Source organism: Thermoleptolyngbya sp. PKUAC-SCTB121 (assembly GCF_016919485.1).
Classification (GTDB): domain Bacteria; phylum Cyanobacteriota; class Cyanobacteriia; order Elainellales; family Elainellaceae; genus Thermoleptolyngbya; species Thermoleptolyngbya sichuanensis.
In genome coordinates this window covers 4,879,039-4,899,492 of sequence record NZ_CP070366.1, presented here as the reverse complement: position 1 = coordinate 4,899,492, position 20,454 = coordinate 4,879,039, and the positions used below count along the sequence as shown (strand labels likewise).

The following is a 20,454-nucleotide window of genomic DNA, read 5'->3' as shown; positions in this document are numbered from 1 at the left end:
GAGGTTTCGGAATGCGGCGACGAATGAGAACAGCACGGCGATGGGAACGCTGGCTCTGGGTTTCGGCGATTAGCGCGATCGCCTTCGCGTTCATGCCTCTATACACGCCTCCATACACGCCTCTATACACACTCCTGCGAGACACGCCCCTGCAAGCCAGCGAACCTCCACAACATCTTTCGCTCTTCCCTTCCCAATACGCCTCCACGGTCATTGCGCCCTTCAACCAGCCCGACTATTACCCCATCGCCGCGCAGCCGTCTGACGCTTATCGTCCGCTGGGGGACTGGGTGGGTCGGCTGATTTTGCCCAGTGCAGGAGCGTATCAGCAGACCGCCGCCGCGACGCGGGAAACCGACTGGGCCTGGCTCGAAGTCCACCTTGCGCCTGCGGAATATCGCGACTGGGTGGGGCAAACCGTGCGCCTGGCCTGGCAGCCAACTCCCCTCACCCAGGCCTACGTGGCCAAAGCCTCCCGCGATGTACGGTTTCCGCCCGCTGTGCAAAAGACGCTGGAAAAGGGCATCATCCACCCGATTCGGCTAAATGGGCGCGATCGCATCGGGCCGCTGCAATCGCTGGCGGGGGGCCATCCCTACGACGACGTGACGGTGGTGCTGCGCGGCCGGGTCACGCCAGAAGGACAACCGGGTGCATCGCCGACGCTGCGCGTGGTGCGCGAACCCGTTCAGGAAACCGGACGATACATCGGGCTAGTGAAGTTTCTCGAACCCGTGCCGCCTGCAAATCCTGCCGATCTGCCCGCCCAGTGTCCCGGTGAACTGCCCTGCGAGAGTGATGATTTTCGAGTGCGCCACTACAACCCCACCTCACGCCAGTTTGACGGGGCAGAGGAAATTATTCGCGTTCCGCAACAGCCACAAGATAAAGACGGCGTGTTTAACGCAACGACTCGTGACCTGGTGCGAGCGCCTGTCGCGGATGCAGGCTGGTATATCACCGGATCGCCCGATCGCACAGGGAAATTCACGGTGCAATCCATGCAGCCACGAATGCTGGTGCAACTCCAGCCCCAGCAAACAATCCTCGATTTTCGCAAAGGGCTGGATTACATTAACTTCCGCAACTGGCAGTCCGTAGAGCAGCGCAAGGGAACGATTCAGAGCGTCCTGATTGATGCCAGCGCGAATACGTCAGAGAACGCCAAAGCTGAATGGAAAGAGGGCGATCGCGCTTTGCTCATGCACCTATATGGCGGACGCGGCGGTAGCCACAAAGCCCGTGAATTGCTGATTCTGGGAACCTACGCGGGGCACTTTTCCTTTGGCTTGGGGCAGGTGGTGCGCGATCCATTCACGAACGAACTCATCTTTAACCTGGACTACCTCCAGGTCTATGGCAACGGCTCCGACGGCACCCTCTCCGGCGCAAACACCTGGCACAACTATATGGGCAGCCTGATTCGCGGCAAAGCCGGAACGCGCCCCGTGTCGGATGTGCTAGTCAAGCTCGACACGCTGACCGAAGACTACGACTTTGGCGGCACTCGACTGTCCTTTTTTAACGAACTGCTGGGCGAACTGAGCCTGATCGGGGCCCGCTATCGCATTGGCGACGGCACGGGCGATTCGACCATTACCTCGGCTGCGTCTTGTGTGCAGGACTCGGCGCAGGGAATGTTTCTGGCGATTCAGCGCTTCCGCCAGACCGTTGCCAACAATCCCCAAGTCATGGAATGGCTACGGGCAAACCCCGACAACCCCACCACGCAGCGGTTTCGGCGGCTGGCACGGCTGGGACGAGATTTGGAAAAACAACTGATGCCGATGGGAATCCTGCGCTGGGACTGGGCGCAAAATGCCGACGTGCTAATGGGCGTGCGATCTCCAGAGGGGGCGCTGCGCGAATCGCCCGACGAAGACCCCGGCAAATTCATCAGCATCGACGATTTCCAAATCCGCAATCTGCTGACGGGGCTGATTAGCTGGCGCACCGCCATGCCCCGCCAGGCCCACGACGAACTGGCCATGCTGTTTCTCACCAACGGCGCAAAGCTCTGGTTTCTGCGGCCCAACCAGGTCGGCGGCAACGACCCCGGCATTGCGCCCCTGGAGGCGACGCTGATTTTTGGCGGCTGGAAATTGCCCTTCACGGAACTGCCCCTACTCACGTTCCTGGTGCATCGCACCTTCGGCGGCGCGACGATTCCTCGCGTCGTAGATTGGCTCATCATGCTGACGGTCTTGCTGGCGTTTGGCGTGGTGGCGATCGCCCTTACCCGCTTTATGCAACGAACCTCCCCATCCTATGCCGTCAAGCAGTTCCTCACCTGGAAACCGGCTTCCCTGTCCTGGGGACAGACATTGCTGACGCTGGTCAAGTTTCTATTCGTACCCGCGTTCCTGGAAGAATACCTGTTTCGCGTTTTGCTCATTCCCTATCCCAAGCCCTGGCTCGCCGAATGGCGCTGGTGGGGCTGGGCACTGCTGGCGCTGGGGCTATACGTGCTATACCGCTGGCTGTATCTCCGGCTGACAAAGCAGCAAGACAAAACTGCTCCGCTGCGACTGGTGCTCAGTATGCTTCTGGGAATAGCCACTATTCTGACCTATCGTCTGACTGAATCGGCATGGACAATTATTGCCCTGCACTGGATCGCCGTCAGCGCGTGGTGGCTGCTGCTGGGCGGCTGGCAGCACACGCCGTCTGTCTTAAAGTGGCACAAGGCCGACGGATAAGTACAGATAAGTCTAGATGAGTCCTGACAAGCCTGAACAAGTCTAGATGACTGATCCTTCTCCTATCTCCCATCCTATCGGGGAACTGCCACCTGACCCAACAGCGAGGTAATCACCTCATCCACCTGCTGCCCGTCAAGCTGGGCTTCGGGGCGGAGGATGAGACGATGGCGAAGAAGCGGACGGGCGATCGCCTTCACGTCGTCTGGGGTAACGAAATCGCGCCCCTCTAGCCATGCCCTAGCTTTGCTGGCTTGCAGCCAGGCCACCGCCGAGCGGGGCGATGCACCCAGCCCCAGATCCGGATGCTGTCGGCTCCGCTGCACCAGCGCCAGCAGATAATCCACCAGGGCATCGGTCATTTGCACGGCGCGAACCTGCTGACGGGCTTTCAGGACTTGCTCAACCGACATGACGGGCTTGATTCGGCTCAGGTCGAGCCGCCGATTTTGCAGTCCCGCCTGCGCGTTGACCAGCATTTGTCGCTCTGCCTTGGGGTCGGGATAATCCACCACCAGCTTGAACAAAAAACGATCCAGCTGGGCTTCGGGCAGCGGATAAGTTCCTTCAAACTCCAGCGGGTTTTGCGTGGCAATGACCCAAAACAGGTCTGGCAATGGCAAACTCTCGCCATCCAGTGTCACCTGCTGTTCTTCCATCGCCTCCAGCAGCGCAGCCTGGGTTTTGGGCGGCGTGCGGTTGATCTCGTCTGCCAGCAGGATTTGGGTAAAAATCGGCCCTTTTTTGAGGCTGAAGCTGCGCGTATTCAGGTCGAAAATATTCGTGCCCAAAATATCCGACGGCAGGATATCAGGCGTGAGCTGAATCCGCCGAAAATCGCCTTGCACTAGCCGCGCCAGCACTTTCACCATCAGCGTTTTGCCCGTTCCCGGCACACCTTCCAGGATGACGTGCCCGCCACACAGCAGCGCCACCAGCAATTGCTGCGACAGGGCAGCCTGTCCAACGACAACGCGATCGAGCGCTTGGGCGAGGGTCTGGAAGGGGTTGGGCATAGAGCGTGGGGTGCTGGAGTAACAGATCTGGGAGGACTTTTTATAGAAGTTATAGGAGTCCGGGCGAGCAGGGCATCTGAAATCTTACTCTCCTGCTTTCATCTACTGGGTATACACAAGTCTTCTAGGCTTGAGCGGCGATGCTTTGATCCCCCCTAGCCCCCCTTGTTTAAGGGGGGAACCGAACCCGGAGTGACCCGCAGCAGGGAGGACTGGCTCGGAAGTCCCCCTTAGTTAAGGGGGATTTAAGGGGGATTTTTCAGAGCCTTATGCAAACAGAGCCTTATGCAAACAATCGAGAGGTCTGTCCGACAGTAGCCTCCTTTTATCCTTCCATCATCTCGCTATCTGCCGCCTGCGTCACTCCGTCACTCCAATCTGCCAACCAACCCACCAGTCCACCATGCCGCCATCATGCCATCACTCCCGCCTCAACGCCTGCACCCGACGCACCCAGTCCAGCAAAGCGCGATCGCCCAGCCGTTTCTTTCGCTCTGGGTTGAGCAGGCGGCGGAGTTCGGCGGCGGGGCGGCCGGTGTGCTGCTCCCAGGCTTGGGAGAGGGTGAGCAGGTCGGCGGGAATAGTGCCCAGGCCGAGCGATCGCTGGAGATTGATCTGTTCAGCCTTGCAGAGGATGTCGATTACAAATTCGGTCGATTTGGCTTTGCGGAGGACAGTGCCGAGGGCCTGGATGTAGGCTTCGCTGTTGTCCAGTTTGGGCGGTGGGTCAGGCAGCGGCTGTCCCATGCGGCGATTGCCAGCCCACACCGCTAGCATCAGCAGCACCAAGGATTGCACAACTAGCAGCGCGATCGGCGTGCGGCTCAGGTATGCCCAAACGGATTGGGGCGATCGCCCGGTCGCAGCCTCTCTCTGGGGGTCACGATAACCGTGGATATATTCGTCTACCCAGACGGGATACCCCGGTTCTGTCACCAGATTGGCCAGAAACGAGAAGTTTCCCGGCTCGTCCTGATAGGCATTGGCGGCCAGGTGGGGCGTGGCAACGCGGATAACTTTGCCTGCGCCCACCGTCTGCTCCCACGCAACGAGTCCAAACGAATCGCTCAAGCGGGCATTGAGTCCGGGCGACGGAGCCTGACGGCGGGTGGTTTCCACGGTCACCTCGCCCTGGGGGGTGGGCAAGACCGATCGAAAGGGTGCGCCCGTGACGGGCGATCGCACACCCACCAGCACCAGCACGTTGCCCCGCCGCAGCCAGGCCTCGTCGGGGCGTAATAATTGCTCCACGAGCGGCGCAATGCCCACCAGCGTCATCGGCTCCGCCGGGCGATCGTCGAGGGAGGAACCTGCCCCCGGATTTTCCCCAGAGCCAGGGGACGGAGGATTGCCAGCGCCGCTCCCCGGACTCTGAGCATGGGCCGAAATGGGCATGGCTTCGGGCAGGCTGGAATCGGGCAGCTCCAATAAGTCCTCAAAGGGGCGCTGCCACCGCTGCACGGGGGTTCCCTGCGCCTGCATGTAGGCAAACCAGGCTCCATAGCCGCCGGGGGCGCGGCCGTAGGTCGATCCGGCTCGCAGGCGGGTGCTGGGAGCGGCGATCGCACTCAAGACCACCAGCGTCGCCAGTGCAACTGATAGAACAATCCAGGCGCGACGGTTCAGCTTCATGGCAGCTTCATAGCAAATTCATAGCAACACTTCCGCAAGATTTCGACAAAATTTGCAAGATTGCTACTGGGAAGTCGAAATTTCCCGGTAGGCCCGCTCACACTGCTCGAAGGCTGCTGCCGAAACCGGAGTCGGGCTGAAACAGAGCCGCTCGTGGGTGCGAATGAGCACTTCATAGGGCTGAGCATTGGGCAGCGCATTCAGCAAGTTGAGATATTCGCCATCTGTGCGGCTGGGCAGGGGCGAAATCTGGTGGCGATCGCTCAGTCGATGCAGCGCGGCATGATACAGCGCTCGGCAGGCTTCTCGATAGTCGCCCTGGCGCTGGGCCGCCTGCGATCGGGCCAGCCATTCGGCAGTGCTGAGATCCGGCGCTGGGGCTGGGGGCATGGGGGCGATCGCCCGGCCCTGCTGCCGCTGAAATGCCTCCCAATAAGGCCGTAGCCACTGCACGAGCCACCATGCAGCCCAAATTCCCAGTAGCCCCACAATCCCCCAAAACAGCGCCTGCAAGACCCACTCTGGCGGCATCCAGCCTGAGAAATTGGGGCGGTTCGGGCTTTCACCAAACAGCACCCACTCGATCCACTCGCCCACCTGCTGGAGCGATCGCTGCACCTGCCAATCCAGACTCGTTTTGGCAAAGGTGCCTGCGGCCTCTGGCGCTGCGGTGGCGATCGCCCCTGCTGAATAGACGGCTAAATAGGCCGTTAAATAGACCGTAAGACTCACTGCAATACCCATCGCATCGGCTGTTCACTCTCTCCCTAAAATATCAGGGGGCAAGGGAATCGACACAATTGCCCAATCAATGGATGCTTTTAGGACTTACGCACTTGCGATTAAATTTTCTGGGTTTTGGACGATTTCTCGCGGGCGCCGCCCGCGAGAAATCGTCCAACTGCGTAAGTCCTAGCTTTCTGGAAGGCAAACAGGTCGTTTTGCTTAAAAATGAGTCACAAATGAGCCACAAATGAGCCACGGACTGGAACCCGTAATTCTGCGTTTTCTGTCGGAATGAAACTTTAGGATCAATTTGGGATCAAGAATCTTCCCATTTTGGCGAAATTAGCATTGGCTGAATATGCAGGAACCTGTATCCTGTAACACGAAGGGAGTTTTGATCCCTGCTGTGGTTGGCTCAAAATCTGGCTGGTTTTGATGCTGATCTTACAGACTAGGTTATAAACCAGGTTACAGACCAGGATTATGCTGCCCGGTTTGCCCGTTCGACGGACTTGCCTCCGTAACCGCTGCCACTGTACCCCCTGATCTCCCGACTTGGCTTCTCATCTCATGCGTGACGACTGGCTTACCTCCAGCCACTTTGTAATGTTTGGGCTTTTGATCGGGTTTGCGATCGCCCATAGCGGCCTCGCGGCCTTGCGCCCCTATGCCGAAAAACGCATCGGGGCACGTCCCTATCGAGTGATTTTTGCGCTAGTCAGCCTGCCCCTAGCCACGCTGCTCATTGTCTACTTTATCCAGCACCGCTACGACGGGCTGCGACTGTGGAATGTGCAGGGTGTACCAGGGGTGGAACCGCTGGTGTGGGCGCTGTCGGCGATTTCGTTCCTGTTTCTCTATCCGGCTACGTTTAATCTGCTAGAAATTGCGGCTATTCAAAAACCTCAAGTTCATCTCTATGAAACGGGCATTATTCGGATTACCCGCCATCCACAGATGGTGGGACAGGTGATCTGGTGTATTGCCCATACGCTGTGGCTGGGGACGACCTTCATGCTGGTCACGTCTGCGGGGCTGATTCTGCATCACCTATTTGGCGTGTGGCATGGCGATCGCCGCCTGACCCAGCGCTACGGCGAAGCGTTTGCAGCGGTCAAAGCCCGCACATCGGTCATTCCCTTTTTAGCAATTCTCGATGGTCGTCAAACGCTCGAATTCAAAGAGTTTCTTCGCCCCGCCTATGTCGGCGTGGCGATTTTTGTATTGCTATTCTGGTTTGCCCACCCGCTATTCATCCAAGCAACAGGTAATCTAGGGTAATCGTGTGATCCCCGATTGATCCCCTGCTGGTTTTTAACCTTTCTTCTTAAAAACTCCTATGCCACTCTCTGTTAACGAAAGCAATTTCTCGAAAGAAGTTTTGGAATCTTCGACCCCAGTTTTGATCAACTTCTGGGCCCCTTGGTGTGGGCTATGTCGGCTCATGAACCCGATGCTGAATCAGCTTCAGGCAGAATGGGGCGGACAGATCAAGCTGGTGACGATCAACGCCGACGAAAACTTTAAGCTGGCAAATACCTATCGGCTGACGACGCTGCCCACGCTGCTGCTGGTGGAAGGGGACAGGGTGCTGCATCGGTTTGATCATTTCGCCAGTCGAGACGACATCCGCAATGCCTCCGAGTCTTTCCATGCGGTGCTTGCTTCTCTGCTGGGCAGCTACAGCTACACGGCATAGCACGCCTAGCGAGTTTGCTATACCCCAATTCGTATACTCCAGATATCCTTCGTCGCTGCACGGGTGAGCCTGTGTAGCGATCGCCCTGCAAGTTGCCTCGCAAGTTGCCCCGCAATTACGTCTTTTCAATCCAGCCTCTATACCAGGGCGTTGACGTGAAGCTGCCTGTCTAGAATTCTTCTAAGATTTTTTCTTCTAAGCTTTTTCTAAGCCGCTTCAGCCATTGCCAGCAGCACCTTGCGAATCACCGCTGGCGTAGCCTGGTCAGTCTCAATCACCGTGCCGATTTGCGTCGGCAGGATAAACCGCACCTGGCCCGCCTTCACCTTCTTATCGGTTTGCAGGGTAGCAATGATGTCCTCTAGGTCGAGTCCAGCGGGCAGGCGCGTAGGCAGGCCCGCTTTCTGAATCAGCGCGGTTTGGCGACGGTTAGAGTCTGCATCCCATAGGTTCAGTTGGAGGGCGATCGCCCCTGCCGCCACCATGCCAATGCCCACCGCCTCGCCGTGATTCACCAACTTGTAACCCGTCAGGCTTTCCACTGCGTGCCCAATCGTGTGCCCGTAGTTGAGAATTGCCCGCAGGCCCGCCTCCTTCTCGTCCTTGCTGACGACGTGCGCCTTTGCCTGACAGGATCGCGTCAAGATCGTCTGCATGAGTTCTGGCGAGACATAGCGCTGCTGATCCAGTCGCTTTGCCTGCTCTAGCTGTTGAAACAGGTCGGCATCCCAAATCACGCCATACTTGATCACCTCTGCCATGCCTGCGCGAAACTCACGGGGCGGCAGCGTCGCCAGCACCTCCGGGTCGATCAGCACCAGGCGCGGCTGGTGAAACGCGCCGATCAGGTTCTTGCCGTGGGGATGGTTTACCCCGGTTTTGCCGCCGATGGAGGCATCCACCATCGCCAGCAGCGAGGTCGGCACTTGCACAAACCGGATGCCCCGCAGCCAGGTGGCCGCCGCAAAGCCCGCCATGTCGCCCACCACGCCGCCGCCCAGCGCCACAACCGCCGACGATCGCTCTAGCCGATGGGCCAGCGCCACATCGTAGAGTTTCTGAATCGAACCCAGCGTCTTGTAGCGCTCACCCGCCGGAATCAGCGCGTGGCACACGTCGAAGCCGGCCGCCTCCAGCGAGGCGATCGCCCCTTCGCCATAGCGCCGAAAAATCATCGGGTTCGACACCAGCATCAGCTTGCGCCCCAATCCCAACGGCTGGAGCCAGGCTCCCAATTGCGACAGACTGCCGGGGGCGATCGCCACCTCGTAGGAATTTTGCGGCAGATCCACCGAAATCACAGCGTTCATCAATCCTGCTTCGCTCCGTAAGACTGCCAATAGCCCAGGGTTTCATCTTTGGGCGGGCCCCCTACGGGCGGCGGCACGGCCTGGCCCGCAGCATGGGTCGGCGGCACCCAGCTAATCGGCGGCGACAGCACCTTCTCGGTCGAGCCTCCACCCACCGGGGGGGGCACTGCGTGGGGTAGGGGCTGGGAACCCACGGGCGGCGCAATGCTGTAATCCGACGGGTAGGCCCCCACGGGCGGCGGCAGGGGCTGCTGCTGCGGACGCGAACCAATTGGCGGCGCAACCGCGTATTCCGCAGGCGTAGCGCCAACCGGGGGACGCACAGGCATTCCAGCAGGCTGGGCCCCGTGCGCTCCAACTGGAGGGGCGATCGCATAATCCGACGGATACGCCCCCACCGAGGGCGGCCGGTAATAGTCCACAGGTGCAGCCCCAATCGGCGGTTGCAGCGTTGAGCCAACCGGACGCGACCCGATCGGTGGCCGAATCGTTGCGCCAACAGGAGGTGACCCAATTGGCGGCTGAATCGGCAGATTCGCAGGGGTTGACCCGATCGGCGGCGGCACAGTTGCGCCCATCGGATGCGACCCAATCGGCGGCGGCACAGTTGCGCCCACCGGATGCGACCCAATCGGCGGCTGAATCGGTAGGTTCGCAGGAGTTGACCCGATCGGCGGCTGAATCGGCAAGTTTACAGGAGTCGATCCAATCGGCGGCGGCACAGTTGCGCCCACAGGAGTTGATCCAATCGGCGGCTGAATCGGCGAGTTTATCGGACGCGACCCGATCGGCGGCTGAATCATTTCGCCCACCGGACGTGATCCAATCGGCGGCTGAATCGGTAGGTTCGCAGGGGTTGACCCAATCGGCGGCGGCACAGTTGCGCCTACCGGACGCGACCCGATCGGCGGCGAAATGGGTCGATATTCGATTGGGTAAAGCGGCAGATTCGGAGAGGTCTGATGTGCAGATGCCTGAGCAGGGGGAACAGGCTCCACAGGTGGCGACCACCCCTTCGGCGGCGGAATCTGGTAAGGACCGTTAATCAATTCCACGGGATACCTTTGAAGAGATCTGATAAAGAGATCTGAAGCGCAGCGCCGGGAAAGAAGCTGGGCGATCGCCCCTCTATCCCGACCTGCGAAACCCAACTTGCAAAACCCAACTTGCGAAACGCTGCAATGCGCTTCACTGCGTGTCATGATTTTTGCATATTTCGCAGACCGACTGCACCGACAGACGCAATTCGCCATCAGCGCCATGAGTACTACAAATCCACCGTCCCTCACAGTCGAAACCGTGTGGGCCATCCTCAATGACACCCTCGACGATGCCACCGCCAATCGACTGGTGTGGCACTGCCTGGGCTATCGCCAGCGCGAAGACGGCTCCTGGGACACTGCCGCCGTATCCGAAGACTGGCGCAACGCTTACCCAGAGCCGCCTGACTTTATCGACAGCCGCCCGGCCACCGTCAAGCTGACCCGCTCCATTGCGCCCGAAAACAAGCAGCTTTTGAAAGAGCAACTCGGCTTTGGTGGCTATAAGGTGGGCGAACTCGTGCCCCGCAAAACGCGCCGCGCCACGATTGCCAACTGGCTATTGGGCTACATGAAAGACCAGCAGACCGAGCAGAATCCCTCCGGCTAACTTGCCGCTGTGCAGTCGGCCATTATTCGGGCAAAACTATTCGGGCAAAACTATTCGGGCAAAACGTTGATCTTGCCGCGACAGACCAAGTGGCGATCGCCCAACTCCAGGTCTTGAATCTCCACATCACTGCCCAACTCCAGCGCAAATCCGTCTAAATCGTGCAGCGCCAGCCCGCGCTTTGCCTTGGGCGTAGGCAGCCACTCCGGATTCACCAGATGAAGCTGCTGCCCGTTCGTGGTGCGGAGTCCGGTGCGGATGATGAAGGGAACCGGACTGCCCTGATTGCTCGACACCAGCGCCGCACCCAGCGTCAACAGCCCTGGGGCAACTTTGGCGCGAAAGTCGTCCAGCAAAATCGGCGTTTTGCCATCTGGCGTGACCAGATCCGGCGCGGCTCCCGCCTTCAGCAAATTCAGCAGCAGATCGTTCACCACGCCTGCCAGCAGAGGCCCCTGGAGCGAGTCGTTCAGGTCTTGCTGCGACAGGCGCACTTCTGCCTGCACCGGGACGGCTCGCTCTAGCTGGAGCGGCTTGCCCCGCAAGATTTGCCGAAAGTTGACCTTGATGCCGCGGCCGACCAGGGTGATGCGCTCCAGGTATAGCCCGCGATAGACCACGTTTCGCGCCGAAATCGTGACGCGGGGAATCAGACCCGTGAGCAACTGGCGATCGCCCCCCTCAATCAGCAAATTCAGGTCGTCTACGTGTTCCACCTGCGATCGCAGCCACAGCCGCAGCGCCGGAGTCAGAATCGTGCTAATGATATGGCTCTGGCGCGGCACGGGCAGGTTGCGATCCGGATCGGGCAAACTCGCCGGAGCCTGCGGGTCGAGCGCCGGAGCCTCGTAGTCGGCCGTGGTCGGGTCAGAGGATTGCGGTTGAAAATGGGTCATCGGGCCTACAGATTCGCTTCCTCCAGTGTAGCGCCCGCGTCATCCCCCCCTTCTGTCCACTCTATCCACACCAGAGTAGGGATTGCCCCACCTTTGAAGTTTGAGCGTAGGGTCCAGCCTGTACAACGGATTGAGACGGATTGAGGATGTACAGAAGGGGCGATGATGCGATGATGGGAACGGTATTTTTCCCCTCTTCCCCGCCTGCGCTGACCCATGACCTCGTTCGCGTTTCCCCACCTCCGCCCCTGGCTCCAGCACCTCGACAAGCGCCCGATGCTGAGATGGGGGCTGGTGGCGGCGTGGCTGGGGCTGCTCTGCGGGTTGGGCTTCTTTTGGCAACTGGGCAGCATTGGGCTGGTGGACGAAACCGAGCCACTGTTTGCCGAAGCGACGCGCCAAATGGTGGAAACGGGCGACTGGATCACGCCGTACTTTAACGAAAAGCCTCGATTTGACAAGCCGCCGCTGATCTACTGGCTGATGGCGATCGCCTACAAAACGCTTGGGGTCAACGAATGGGCCGTCCGGCTGCCTTCTGCCCTGTCTGCTGCGGCGCTGGTGGTCTTCGGCTTCTTCACCCTGCTGCGGTTTGGCTATTCCCGACCCGGCTTGTCCGCAAAGGCAGAGCCAGACGGTGAGGAGGCGATCGCCCCATCTCCGCCATCCCCGTCATCCGCCCCATCCCCGCCATCCCTCAAATTCCACTGGTTCCCCGCCGTCCTTGGCTCTGGGCTGATGGCGCTGAACTTGCAGACCATTGCCTGGGCGCGGACGGGCGTTTCGGATATGCTGCTGAGTGCCTGCGTGGGCGGGGCGCTGCTGGCATTTTTCTGGGGCTATGCCGCGTCGCCAGATTCACTGAGGGCAAAAGAGCGCTGGTATCTGGCGTTTTTTGTGCTGTGTGGACTGGGCGTGCTGACGAAGGGGCCCGTGGGCGTGGTGCTGCCGGGGGCGACGGTGGCGGCGTTTTTGCTGTATCTGGGCAACGGGCGAACCGTGCTGAGGGACATGCGCCCGTTGCGGGGCGGGCTGGTGTTTCTGGCGATCGCCCTGCCCTGGTATATCCTCGTCACCCTTGCCAATGGCGACAAGTTCATCAACGCCTTCTTTGGCTATCACAACGTCGAGCGCTTTACCCGCGTGGTGAACCAGCACCGTGCGCCCTGGTATTTCTACGTCGTGGTGCTGCTGGTGGGGTTTGCGCCCTATTCCGCGCATTTGCCTGCGGCGATCGCCCGACTGCGGTTTTGGCGACGGTCGCGCTGGCAGGCAGAAGACCGCCGCACCCAGCTTGGGCTATTTGCGCTGATCTGGGCAGCGGTGATTTTTGGCTTTTTCACCATCGCCGTCACCAAGCTGCCCAGCTATGTGCTGCCGCTCTATCCGGCGATCGCCATTCTGGTTGCGCTGTTTTGGAGTGATCTGCTGCTGCATCGACCCCGCGCTGGCTGGGGCATGGCGCTGAGCCACGGGCTGAATTTGCTGCTGCTGGCGGCATTGGCAATCGCCAGCTACAACAGCGCCCCCTGGCTAGACAGCGACAACGCCGTGCGCGGACTAGAGGAAGCTATCACCCGGTCGGGGCTGCCCATCATGGGCACGGTGATCTGGGGGTTGGCGCTGCTGGGGGCGATCGCCCTGTTAATCCGACGACAGGGGTGCTGGCTGTGGGGCGTAAACCTAGCGGCAATGGCGCTGACGCTGCTGCTGTTTGTGTTTCCGCTGATGGATATTCTGGACATTCATCGCCAACTGCCCCTGCGCCAGCTTGCCGCCGAAATTGTGGAACAGCAGCAGCCCGACGAGCCAATCATGATGGCGGGCTTACACAAGCCGAGTCTGGTGTTTTATGGACATCGACCGATTTTCTTTGCCCAGCGCCAGGAAACGGCGATCGCCTACATTCGTCGCCAGTCTCGCGGCCAGGGCGATCCGCCGTCGATGCTGCTGGTGGGGCTGGGCTACAAAATCGAAGACCTGAACCTGCCACCGGAGCAGATGACGCTGCTGGCCGAAGCGGGCAAGTATGACCTAGTGCGCCTGCAACTGCCCGTGGCGCTGCCGCCGCCCCAGCCCAACTAAACGCTCCCCAACAATCCGCTCAAGACTTGCGGACCCGATCTGCCCTGCCAGAATCACCAGGGCCTTGTCGATGTCGCGGATTTTGATGCTCCGCAGGGCAATGAGCAGGGATTTTAGCAGCGCTACTTCATCATCGGTGAGGTGGGTCGTGGGTTATTCCTCCTCTTTTGAATATATGTACTTATAAGTACCTTACCCTAATTAAAACATAAGGAAATAGCCTTGAATAGAGGCAAGCAGGGATTATTCGCGTGGTTACGAAGAAAAATCAAGTAACGATTGATCTATCCGACGAGATTCGGGACAAGATTAAGGCGATCGCCCCACTCGTTTTACCCACTCGTTTTACCTACTCGTTCTACACTGAGATAACAAGCGAGAGCCAGCGCGATCGCCCCAAATCACCATAGATCATCTGCCAGTCCTACCCCATCTCGCCTTTTCAAACACCCTTGACCGCTCTTAAAAACGAGTCTCCGTCGGGTTCCCCAAGCCTTTCCCAAACTGAGTTGCGGCCCATCGTGCGATCGCAACTCCAGCTATTGCTAGAAGCCAACAACCTGCCAGAAGCCAAAGCCCTGCTCGCGCCCGCACAGCCGGCCGACATTGCCGAAGCAATCGAGGATTTGCCCAACCCTCTACAGGCGATCGCCTTTCGCCTGTTGCCCAAAGACGAAGCCATTGAGGTGTACGAATACCTCGACCTAGAGGTACAGCAATCGCTGATCGAAGAGTTTCGCGGCCAGGACGTGCTGGATATCGTGGAGCAGATGTCGCCCGACGACCGCGCCCGCCTGTTCGACGAGCTGCCCGCTAAGGTCGTGACGCGGCTATTGTCGCAGCTTAGCCCCAAGGAGCGTGGCGCAACGGCCCTGCTGCTGGGCTATGAACCGGGCACCGCTGGGCGCATCATGACCCCCGAATACATTTCCCTAGAGGAAGGGTGGGACGCAACCCAGGCGCTCGCGCACATCCGCAGCCTCGCCCGCGCCAGCGAAATGATCTATTACCTCTACGTCACGGACAGCTCCCGGCGGCTGACGGGCATCCTCTCCCTGCGCGACCTGGTGGTAGCCCAGCCAGAGCAGACCATCGGCGACATTATGGTGCGCGAGGTGGTCAGCGTGCAAACAGACACAGCCCAAGAAGACGTGGCGCGGCTGATCCAGCGGTACGACTTTTTGGCGCTGCCCGTGGTGGATGCCGAGCGACGGCTGGTGGGCATTGTCACGGTAGACGACGTGCTGGATGTGCTGGAGGCTGAGGCCACGAAAGAGATCTACCAACTGGGCGGCGTGCAGTCGGGCGATGCCAGCTATTTTCAGACCAATCTGCTGACGGTGGCACAGCGGCGGGTGGTCTGGCTGCTGGTGCTGCTGATTACCAATACGGGGACGAGTGCCGTGATTCGCAGCCAGCAGGACGTACTGGAGCAGGTGGTAGCCCTGACGGCGTTTATCCCGCTGCTGATTGGCACGGGCGGCAACGTGGGCGCACAGTCGTCTACCGTCATCATTCGCGGGCTGAATACTGACGAACTGCGCTCTACTAAACCCTGGGCGGTGATAGGACGAGAGGCGATCGCCGGGGCGTTTCTGGGCATCATGCTAGGCGCGGTAGTGCTGCTGTGGGCGTATCTGTTGCAGGGAAATCTCGTAGTGGCGATCGCCGTCGGTACGAGTCTGGTGAGCATTTCCGTCTTGGCTTCAGTGGCGGGTTCTAGCCTGCCCTTCCTGTTCCAGCGGCTGGGGTTCGACCCCGCCCTCATGTCGGCCCCGTTCATCACCACGTTTGTTGATGTCCTCGGCGTGATGATTTACTTAAACGTGGCTCGGCTGATCCTCAAGCTGTAGCAGAGTTGGAGAAGAAGGGTTGAGAAGAAGGGTTGATTAGATGCCTCCGAATCTTCAGTTTTTTTTGAAGAACGGAATCTAGCATCAGCGCAAGACCCAGAAGCCTGCGAGATTGGTGCAATATGAAAGGGGAAGAGTAAGCTTTGGGCCAGTCATATAGCCTGCAACTGACTTGCCCAGTAGGATTAGGACTTACGCAGTTGAACGATTTCTCGCGGGCGCAGCCCGCGAGAAATCGTTCAGAACCTAGAAAGATTATCGCAAGTGCGTAAGTCCTGAGGATAGGAAACACGTTGAGCATGGGGGATAAAGTCGGGCTTTGCAAATTACGTTTTTGGGAACCAGTTCGGGGGTGCCAACGCGATCGCGCAATGTGTCGAGCATCGCGCTGCAACTGCCGCAGCGGGCAGAAACCTGGCTGTTTGACTGTGGCGAAGGCACTCAGCATCAGATTTTGCGGAGCGATATCCGCATCAGCCAGATCAGCCGCATTTTTATTACCCATATGCACGGCGACCACATCTACGGGCTGATGGGGCTGCTGTCGAGCATTGGGCTGGCGGGCAACCCCACGCGCATCGATGTCTATGGCCCGCCAAAGCTGGATGACTATTTGCGGGCCTGCGGCCGCTATTCCCAGACCCACTTCTCCTATCCTGTCAAGGTTCACACGGTCGAACCGGGTGTGGTGTTTGAAGATGCCGAGTATGTGGTGAGCTGCGAGGCGCTGACGCACCGCGTTCCAGCCTTTGGCTATCGCGTATCAGAAAAAGACCGACCCGGCCGCTTCAACATAGAGCAAGCCGAGGCACTGGGCATTCCCTCTGGCCCGCTCTATGGTCGGCTGAAACGGGGGGAAGTGGTGACGCTGCCCGACGGCCGCCAGATCAATGGCGCAGACCTCTGCGGCGAGGTGCAGATCGGGCGCAAGTTTGTCTATTGCACAGATACCATTTACTGCGACAGTGCGGTGGAACTGGCGCGGGATGCCGATGTGCTGGTTCACGAGGCGACGTTTGCCCATCAAGATGCCGAACTGGCCTATCAGCGGCTCCATTCCACCTCCACAATGGCGGCACAGGTGGCGCTGAATGCGGGCGTGCAGCAGCTCATCATGACCCATTTCAGCCCGCGCTATGCCCCTGGAAATGCGATCGCCCTCGAAGATTTGCTCACCGAGGCCCGCGCTATTTTCCCAAACACCCTTATGGCACAAGATTTTTACACTCACGAAATTCCGCGCCGCCGCCCCGCTGCCCTCACGGCCAGTCGCCGCCCTCCATCCCCGTCCCGACGCTAACCCAGCCACTGAATCTCTCAACCATTCGTCCTTCAAACCCAAAATCCAAAACCCAAAAATCCAGATTCATTTAGGACCTACGCAGTTGGACGATTTCTCGCGGGCGCAGCCCGCGAGAAATCGTCCAAAACCCAGACAACTTATCGCAAGTGCGTAAGTTCTGTCATTCTATTTCTCGTTCGGGCTTACTATAGAGTCTGAGGTTTTGGGCAACCGCTTGACACATCTACGAAACCATCTCCGTCCGCTGCCATTTCCTACCCCCAGGCTGCCTGTGCGTCGCATGATCGCCCCCACCGATTTGCTTTGGGCCCTGATCGGGTTGGTGTTGACGATTGGCGGCACGTTTCTTCGGGCTTCGATTACCAATGCCCCGTGGGAGTGGGCACACAGCGGACTGCAAACGCACTCGCTGGGGGTGACGTTTCAGCTTGGGGCGGTGCTGCTGGCGGGGTGTCTGGGGGGGCGCAACGCAGCAGCCATGTCTCAGATTGCCTACGTGCTGCTGGGGCTGACGTGGTTCAATATCTTCGCCCAGGGCGGCGGGCTGGAGTATATTCATCGTCCCAGCTTTGGCTATTTACTGGGGTTCATCCCTGGTGCGTGGATTTGTGGAGCGCTGGCGTTTCGCGTACCGCCCCGGCTGGAGTCGCTGGCCTTTAGCTGCCTGTGTGGGCTGGTGACGGTGCATCTGGTGGGCATGGCCTATTTGGCGATCGCCCATTCCAGCAACTGGCTCCTGGCTCCCACGCTGCCACTGGGCCAGCTTCTCATCCTGCATTCCCTCCAGCCACTCCTGGGGCAACTGGCAATTTTGTGCGCCGTCACGGTCGTCTCCTTTGCCCTGCGACGTCTCTTGTTCTACTGATACAAATCTAAATTTCTGCAAACTGACCCCTCGCCTGACGGCACTCCGCTTCTCTCTGGCTGCGCTTGACTTAACTAAATGACCATGCCGATTAAAAACTTTCTCTTTTGGGCAGCAGCCGTGTTGGGGGTCGTCTTTGACCAGATCACCAAGATGGCGATCGCCCAAAATATGACGCTCACCGATCCACCCCAAACTATCCCGCTCTGGGCCGGCGTGTTTCACATCACCTACGTCACCAACAAAGGCGCGGCCTTTAGCTGGTTTAGCGAAGACGGAAGCTGGCTGCGCTGGCTGTCGCTGGGGGTCAGCCTGGCCCTGGCAGCGCTGGCAATTTGGGGGGCACGGCTGCCTCGCTGGGAGCAGTTGGGCTACGGGCTGATCATGGCAGGCGCAGTTGGCAACGGCATCGACCGCTTCATGCTGGGAGAAGTGATCGATTTCCTAGACTTTCGCCTGATCCGGTTCCCCATCTTCAACTTTGCCGATGTCTTCATCAACCTGGGCATCCTCTGCCTGCTCTTCGTCGCCTTCGGCCCCAGCAGCAGCGACAAAAAATCCTGAACACCCAGCGCATCACCTTCCTTCTTCGGTTTTCCTTCTTCGTCAAAACTTTCGCACTTGCGATAAGCTCTTGGGTTTTGGACAATTTCTCGCGAGCGCAGCCCGCGAGAAATTGTCCAACTGCGTAAGTCCTATTCATTTTTCCTTCTTCGTTCTTCCTTCTTCCTTTTTCGTTCTTCCTACCCCCTTCCGCCGATCCCCCACTGTGTCATAATCATTTACATAAATTCTCATCTTGGCCAGGGGAGGCCCGTAGAGCGATGAGTGGTGCAGAAAGCAGTGCAGAGGCAATCGATCCAAGGACGCTCGACCGCCACGAGTGCGGCGCTTGCGGCTATATCTATGAGCCAGTCAAAGGCGATAGCCTGGGCAAAATTGCAGCCGGAACCCCGTTTGAAGACCTACCGACCGACTGGCGCTGTCCCGTTTGCGGGGCCCGCACCGCTCGGTTTACAAACATCGGGCCAGCAGGCAGCCCCTCTGGCTTTAAGGAAAACCTGGGCTACGGATTTGGCGTCAACACGCTCACACCGGGTCAGAAGAATTTGCTGATTTTTGGTGGGCTGGCGATCGCCGTTCTGTTTTTCCTCAGCCTCTACGGCTTGCAGTAGGAGAAGCTTGGAGTCACATATAGCGACTCTGCTCTGGCGACTCCACTCAACAAGTCCGCTTCAGAGGTATTCCAGTCCCAAACCCCTCAGTGAAACTCCTATTCAACGTTAGCCAACGCGCACAGCGCCCAACAGTTCGATGAATCGACTTCTCCTCTCCTTCCGACGCATTCTCATTTTGCTGGCGGTTCTGGCTCTGTCTACCGGATGCTCCCGGGGCTACCTGCCATCCACGAGTTTTAACCCCTGGCAGGTGGTCGAGCTGCCAACTACTGCGACGCTCTCAGACGTGGCGTTTGTTGGCAATTCGCCTCACGGCTGGCTGGTAGGCAAATCGGCAACGCTGCTGGAAACGCAGGACGGTGGAAAAACCTGGGAACTGCGATCGCTCGATCTGGGCGATGACCTGTCCTACAGCTTCACATCCGTCAGCTTTGCTGGAGAGGAAGGCTGGATCGCGGGGCAACCCTCAATCTTGCTGCACACGACCGACGGCGGCAAGTCCTGGCTGCGGGTGCCGCTGAGCGCCCAGCTACCGGGTTCGCCAAACACGGTAAAAGCGCTCGGTCCTAAGACCGCTGAAATGACCACTGATATCGGAGCCATCTACCAAACCAAAGACGGCGGACGCTCTTGGCAGGCATTGGTGCAGGAAGCAGTCGGCGTGGTTCGCAACATCTCTCGGTCGGACGATGGGCGCTATGTGGCGGTTTCGGCCCGTGGAAACTTCTACTCCACCTGGGAACCGGGTCAGGATGCCTGGCAGCCACACAATCGAACCAGTTCTCGCCGATTGCAGAATATGGGCTTTGCCAAAGATGGTCGGCTCTGGCTGCTGGCGCGGGGTGGGCTAGTGCAGTTCAGCGATTCTGAAGATTACGAAGCCTGGGGAGAGCAGGTCGCGCCGGAGTTTGCTACAAGCTGGGGCTTGCTCGATCTGGCCTATCGAACCCCTGACGAGATTTGGGTCGCGGGCGGCAGCGGCAACTTGCTTTACAGCGGCGATGGTGGACAAACCTGGCAAAAGGATCGCGCGGTCGAAGACGTGCCTTCCAATTTCTACAAAATTGTGTTTGACTCACCGGAGCGTGGTTTCATTCTCGGCCAGGAGGGCAACCTATTGCGCTACGATGCAGACGCGGCTGCCAAAGCAGCTTAGCCAACGCAGTTTGATCGAATGCTGAATCTAATATCGAATCTATCGCGATGAGCAAGAGATGGCTTTACGAGGTTGTGACTCTTCCCCTGCTCTCGTATGATAAAAGTTATGATTTCGTAGTTTCTTTGGGAGGGATCTGAATGGCTGGCAGCACTGGAGAACGTCCATTCTCAGACATTGTTACAAGCATCCGGTATTGGGTAATTCACAGCATTACCATTCCGGCTTTGTTTATTGCTGGATGGCTGTTTGTCAGCACGGGTTTGGCCTACGACGTGTTCGGCACACCGCGTCCGAACGAATACTTCACGCAAGAGCGTCAAGAAGTGCCCATTGTGCAAGATCGGTTCACGGCAAAAGAGCAAATCCAGGAATTTTTGAAGTAG

General features: G+C 58.9%; 18 protein-coding genes. 12 read left to right on the top strand and 6 right to left on the bottom strand.

From position 1 onward, the window contains the following. The first annotated feature begins 11 nt into the window (after nucleotides 1–11). On the top strand, nucleotides 12–2,699 hold the full coding sequence (locus tag JTM80_RS19975) for a CPBP family intramembrane glutamic endopeptidase (RefSeq protein ID WP_205370159.1): 2,688 nt from the start codon (nucleotides 12–14) through the stop codon (nucleotides 2,697–2,699). Between the two features lie 74 nt (nucleotides 2,700–2,773). Here the strand turns inward: JTM80_RS19975 and JTM80_RS19970 are convergent, their stop codons facing one another. The 3 genes from JTM80_RS19970 to JTM80_RS19960 all read right to left on the bottom strand — a co-directional run bounded on the left by JTM80_RS19970 (nucleotide 2,774) and on the right by JTM80_RS19960 (nucleotide 6,091). Next, complete coding sequence (locus JTM80_RS19970) at nucleotides 2,774–3,715, bottom strand: MoxR family ATPase (protein WP_172356679.1); 942 nt, start codon at nucleotides 3,713–3,715, stop codon at nucleotides 2,774–2,776. A gap of 420 nt (nucleotides 3,716–4,135) precedes the next feature. Beyond that, nucleotides 4,136–5,347: a DUF4350 domain-containing protein gene (locus tag JTM80_RS19965; RefSeq protein ID WP_172356681.1), complete on the bottom strand. Its 1,212-nt coding sequence runs from the start codon at nucleotides 5,345–5,347 to the stop codon at nucleotides 4,136–4,138. A gap of 63 nt (nucleotides 5,348–5,410) precedes the next feature. Then, on the bottom strand, nucleotides 5,411–6,091 hold the full coding sequence (locus JTM80_RS19960; protein WP_172356683.1) for a DUF4129 domain-containing protein: 681 nt from the start codon (nucleotides 6,089–6,091) through the stop codon (nucleotides 5,411–5,413). 552 nt (nucleotides 6,092–6,643) lie between these two features. Between JTM80_RS19960 and JTM80_RS19955 the strand changes: the two genes are divergently transcribed. After that, nucleotides 6,644–7,354, top strand: coding sequence for an NnrU family protein (locus tag JTM80_RS19955; protein ID WP_172358954.1), 711 nt, complete (start codon nucleotides 6,644–6,646; stop codon nucleotides 7,352–7,354). Nucleotides 7,355–7,412: 58 nt separating this feature from the next. Next, complete coding sequence (locus tag JTM80_RS19950; RefSeq protein ID WP_172356685.1) at nucleotides 7,413–7,772, top strand: co-chaperone YbbN; 360 nt, start codon at nucleotides 7,413–7,415, stop codon at nucleotides 7,770–7,772. Between the two features lie 206 nt (nucleotides 7,773–7,978). Here the strand turns inward: JTM80_RS19950 and aroB are convergent, their stop codons facing one another. Continuing rightward, entirely contained in the window at nucleotides 7,979–9,082 is a 1,104-nt protein-coding gene (aroB, locus tag JTM80_RS19945; protein WP_172356687.1) for a 3-dehydroquinate synthase, read from the bottom strand. Then, the gene (locus tag JTM80_RS19940; protein WP_205370158.1) at nucleotides 9,082–10,131 is read right to left on the bottom strand and encodes a hypothetical protein; all 1,050 of its coding nucleotides are present in this window, start codon (nucleotides 10,129–10,131) and stop codon (nucleotides 9,082–9,084) included. The genes aroB and JTM80_RS19940 overlap by 1 nt, the downstream gene beginning before the upstream one ends. A gap of 211 nt (nucleotides 10,132–10,342) precedes the next feature. Here JTM80_RS19940 and JTM80_RS19935 point away from each other — a divergent pair, with 211 nt between their 5' ends. Then, the gene (locus JTM80_RS19935; RefSeq protein ID WP_172356692.1) at nucleotides 10,343–10,732 is read left to right on the top strand and encodes a DUF1823 family protein; all 390 of its coding nucleotides are present in this window, start codon (nucleotides 10,343–10,345) and stop codon (nucleotides 10,730–10,732) included. Between the two features lie 50 nt (nucleotides 10,733–10,782). Here the strand turns inward: JTM80_RS19935 and JTM80_RS19930 are convergent, their stop codons facing one another. Further along, complete coding sequence (locus JTM80_RS19930; RefSeq protein WP_205370157.1) at nucleotides 10,783–11,628, bottom strand: DUF2993 domain-containing protein; 846 nt, start codon at nucleotides 11,626–11,628, stop codon at nucleotides 10,783–10,785. Between the two features lie 216 nt (nucleotides 11,629–11,844). On the opposite strand from JTM80_RS19930, the gene JTM80_RS19925 reads away from it, so the two are divergent. From JTM80_RS19925 to psbE, 8 genes are all read left to right on the top strand, one after another. Beyond that, complete coding sequence (locus JTM80_RS19925) at nucleotides 11,845–13,713, top strand: glycosyltransferase family 39 protein (protein ID WP_172356696.1); 1,869 nt, start codon at nucleotides 11,845–11,847, stop codon at nucleotides 13,711–13,713. 452 nt (nucleotides 13,714–14,165) lie between these two features. Then, entirely contained in the window at nucleotides 14,166–15,566 is a 1,401-nt protein-coding gene (mgtE, locus tag JTM80_RS19920) for a magnesium transporter (protein WP_225906692.1), read from the top strand. 319 nt (nucleotides 15,567–15,885) lie between these two features. Beyond that, nucleotides 15,886–16,866, top strand: coding sequence for a ribonuclease Z (locus JTM80_RS19915; RefSeq protein ID WP_205370156.1), 981 nt, complete (start codon nucleotides 15,886–15,888; stop codon nucleotides 16,864–16,866). Nucleotides 16,867–17,149: 283 nt separating this feature from the next. Then, nucleotides 17,150–17,734: a biotin transporter BioY gene (locus JTM80_RS19910; RefSeq protein WP_172358956.1), complete on the top strand. Its 585-nt coding sequence runs from the start codon at nucleotides 17,150–17,152 to the stop codon at nucleotides 17,732–17,734. An 84-nt stretch (nucleotides 17,735–17,818) separates the two neighbouring features. Then, the gene (gene lspA / locus JTM80_RS19905; protein WP_068515795.1) at nucleotides 17,819–18,298 is read left to right on the top strand and encodes a signal peptidase II; all 480 of its coding nucleotides are present in this window, start codon (nucleotides 17,819–17,821) and stop codon (nucleotides 18,296–18,298) included. A 260-nt stretch (nucleotides 18,299–18,558) separates the two neighbouring features. Further along, nucleotides 18,559–18,909, top strand: a complete 351-nt coding sequence (locus JTM80_RS19900) for a rubredoxin (protein WP_205370155.1) — start codon at nucleotides 18,559–18,561, stop codon at nucleotides 18,907–18,909. A 139-nt stretch (nucleotides 18,910–19,048) separates the two neighbouring features. Beyond that, nucleotides 19,049–20,068, top strand: a complete 1,020-nt coding sequence (locus JTM80_RS19895) for a photosynthesis system II assembly factor Ycf48 (protein ID WP_205370154.1) — start codon at nucleotides 19,049–19,051, stop codon at nucleotides 20,066–20,068. 140 nt (nucleotides 20,069–20,208) lie between these two features. Next, nucleotides 20,209–20,454 carry a cytochrome b559 subunit alpha gene (gene psbE / locus JTM80_RS19890; RefSeq protein ID WP_172356704.1) on the top strand — a complete coding sequence of 82 codons (246 nt, stop codon included), beginning with the start codon at nucleotides 20,209–20,211 and terminating at the stop codon, nucleotides 20,452–20,454.

Coding starts and splice junctions, on each gene's coding strand:
- JTM80_RS19910 (WP_172358956.1), top strand. CDS start 17,150: ATGATCGCCCCCACCGATTTGCTTTGGGCCCTGATCGGGTTGGTGTTG.
- psbE (WP_172356704.1), top strand. CDS start 20,209: ATGGCTGGCAGCACTGGAGAACGTCCATTCTCAGACATTGTTACAAGC.
- JTM80_RS19960 (WP_172356683.1), bottom strand. CDS start 6,091: ATGGGTATTGCAGTGAGTCTTACGGTCTATTTAACGGCCTATTTAGCC.
- JTM80_RS19925 (WP_172356696.1), top strand. CDS start 11,845: ATGACCTCGTTCGCGTTTCCCCACCTCCGCCCCTGGCTCCAGCACCTC.
- JTM80_RS19935 (WP_172356692.1), top strand. CDS start 10,343: ATGAGTACTACAAATCCACCGTCCCTCACAGTCGAAACCGTGTGGGCC.
- JTM80_RS19895 (WP_205370154.1), top strand. CDS start 19,049: ATGAATCGACTTCTCCTCTCCTTCCGACGCATTCTCATTTTGCTGGCG.
- JTM80_RS19950 (WP_172356685.1), top strand. CDS start 7,413: ATGCCACTCTCTGTTAACGAAAGCAATTTCTCGAAAGAAGTTTTGGAA.
- JTM80_RS19965 (WP_172356681.1), bottom strand. CDS start 5,347: ATGAAGCTGAACCGTCGCGCCTGGATTGTTCTATCAGTTGCACTGGCG.
- aroB (WP_172356687.1), bottom strand. CDS start 9,082: ATGAACGCTGTGATTTCGGTGGATCTGCCGCAAAATTCCTACGAGGTG.
- JTM80_RS19900 (WP_205370155.1), top strand. CDS start 18,559: ATGAGTGGTGCAGAAAGCAGTGCAGAGGCAATCGATCCAAGGACGCTC.
- JTM80_RS19930 (WP_205370157.1), bottom strand. CDS start 11,628: ATGACCCATTTTCAACCGCAATCCTCTGACCCGACCACGGCCGACTAC.
- JTM80_RS19975 (WP_205370159.1), top strand. CDS start 12: ATGCGGCGACGAATGAGAACAGCACGGCGATGGGAACGCTGGCTCTGG.
- lspA (WP_068515795.1), top strand. CDS start 17,819: ATGCCGATTAAAAACTTTCTCTTTTGGGCAGCAGCCGTGTTGGGGGTC.
- JTM80_RS19955 (WP_172358954.1), top strand. CDS start 6,644: ATGCGTGACGACTGGCTTACCTCCAGCCACTTTGTAATGTTTGGGCTT.
- JTM80_RS19970 (WP_172356679.1), bottom strand. CDS start 3,715: ATGCCCAACCCCTTCCAGACCCTCGCCCAAGCGCTCGATCGCGTTGTC.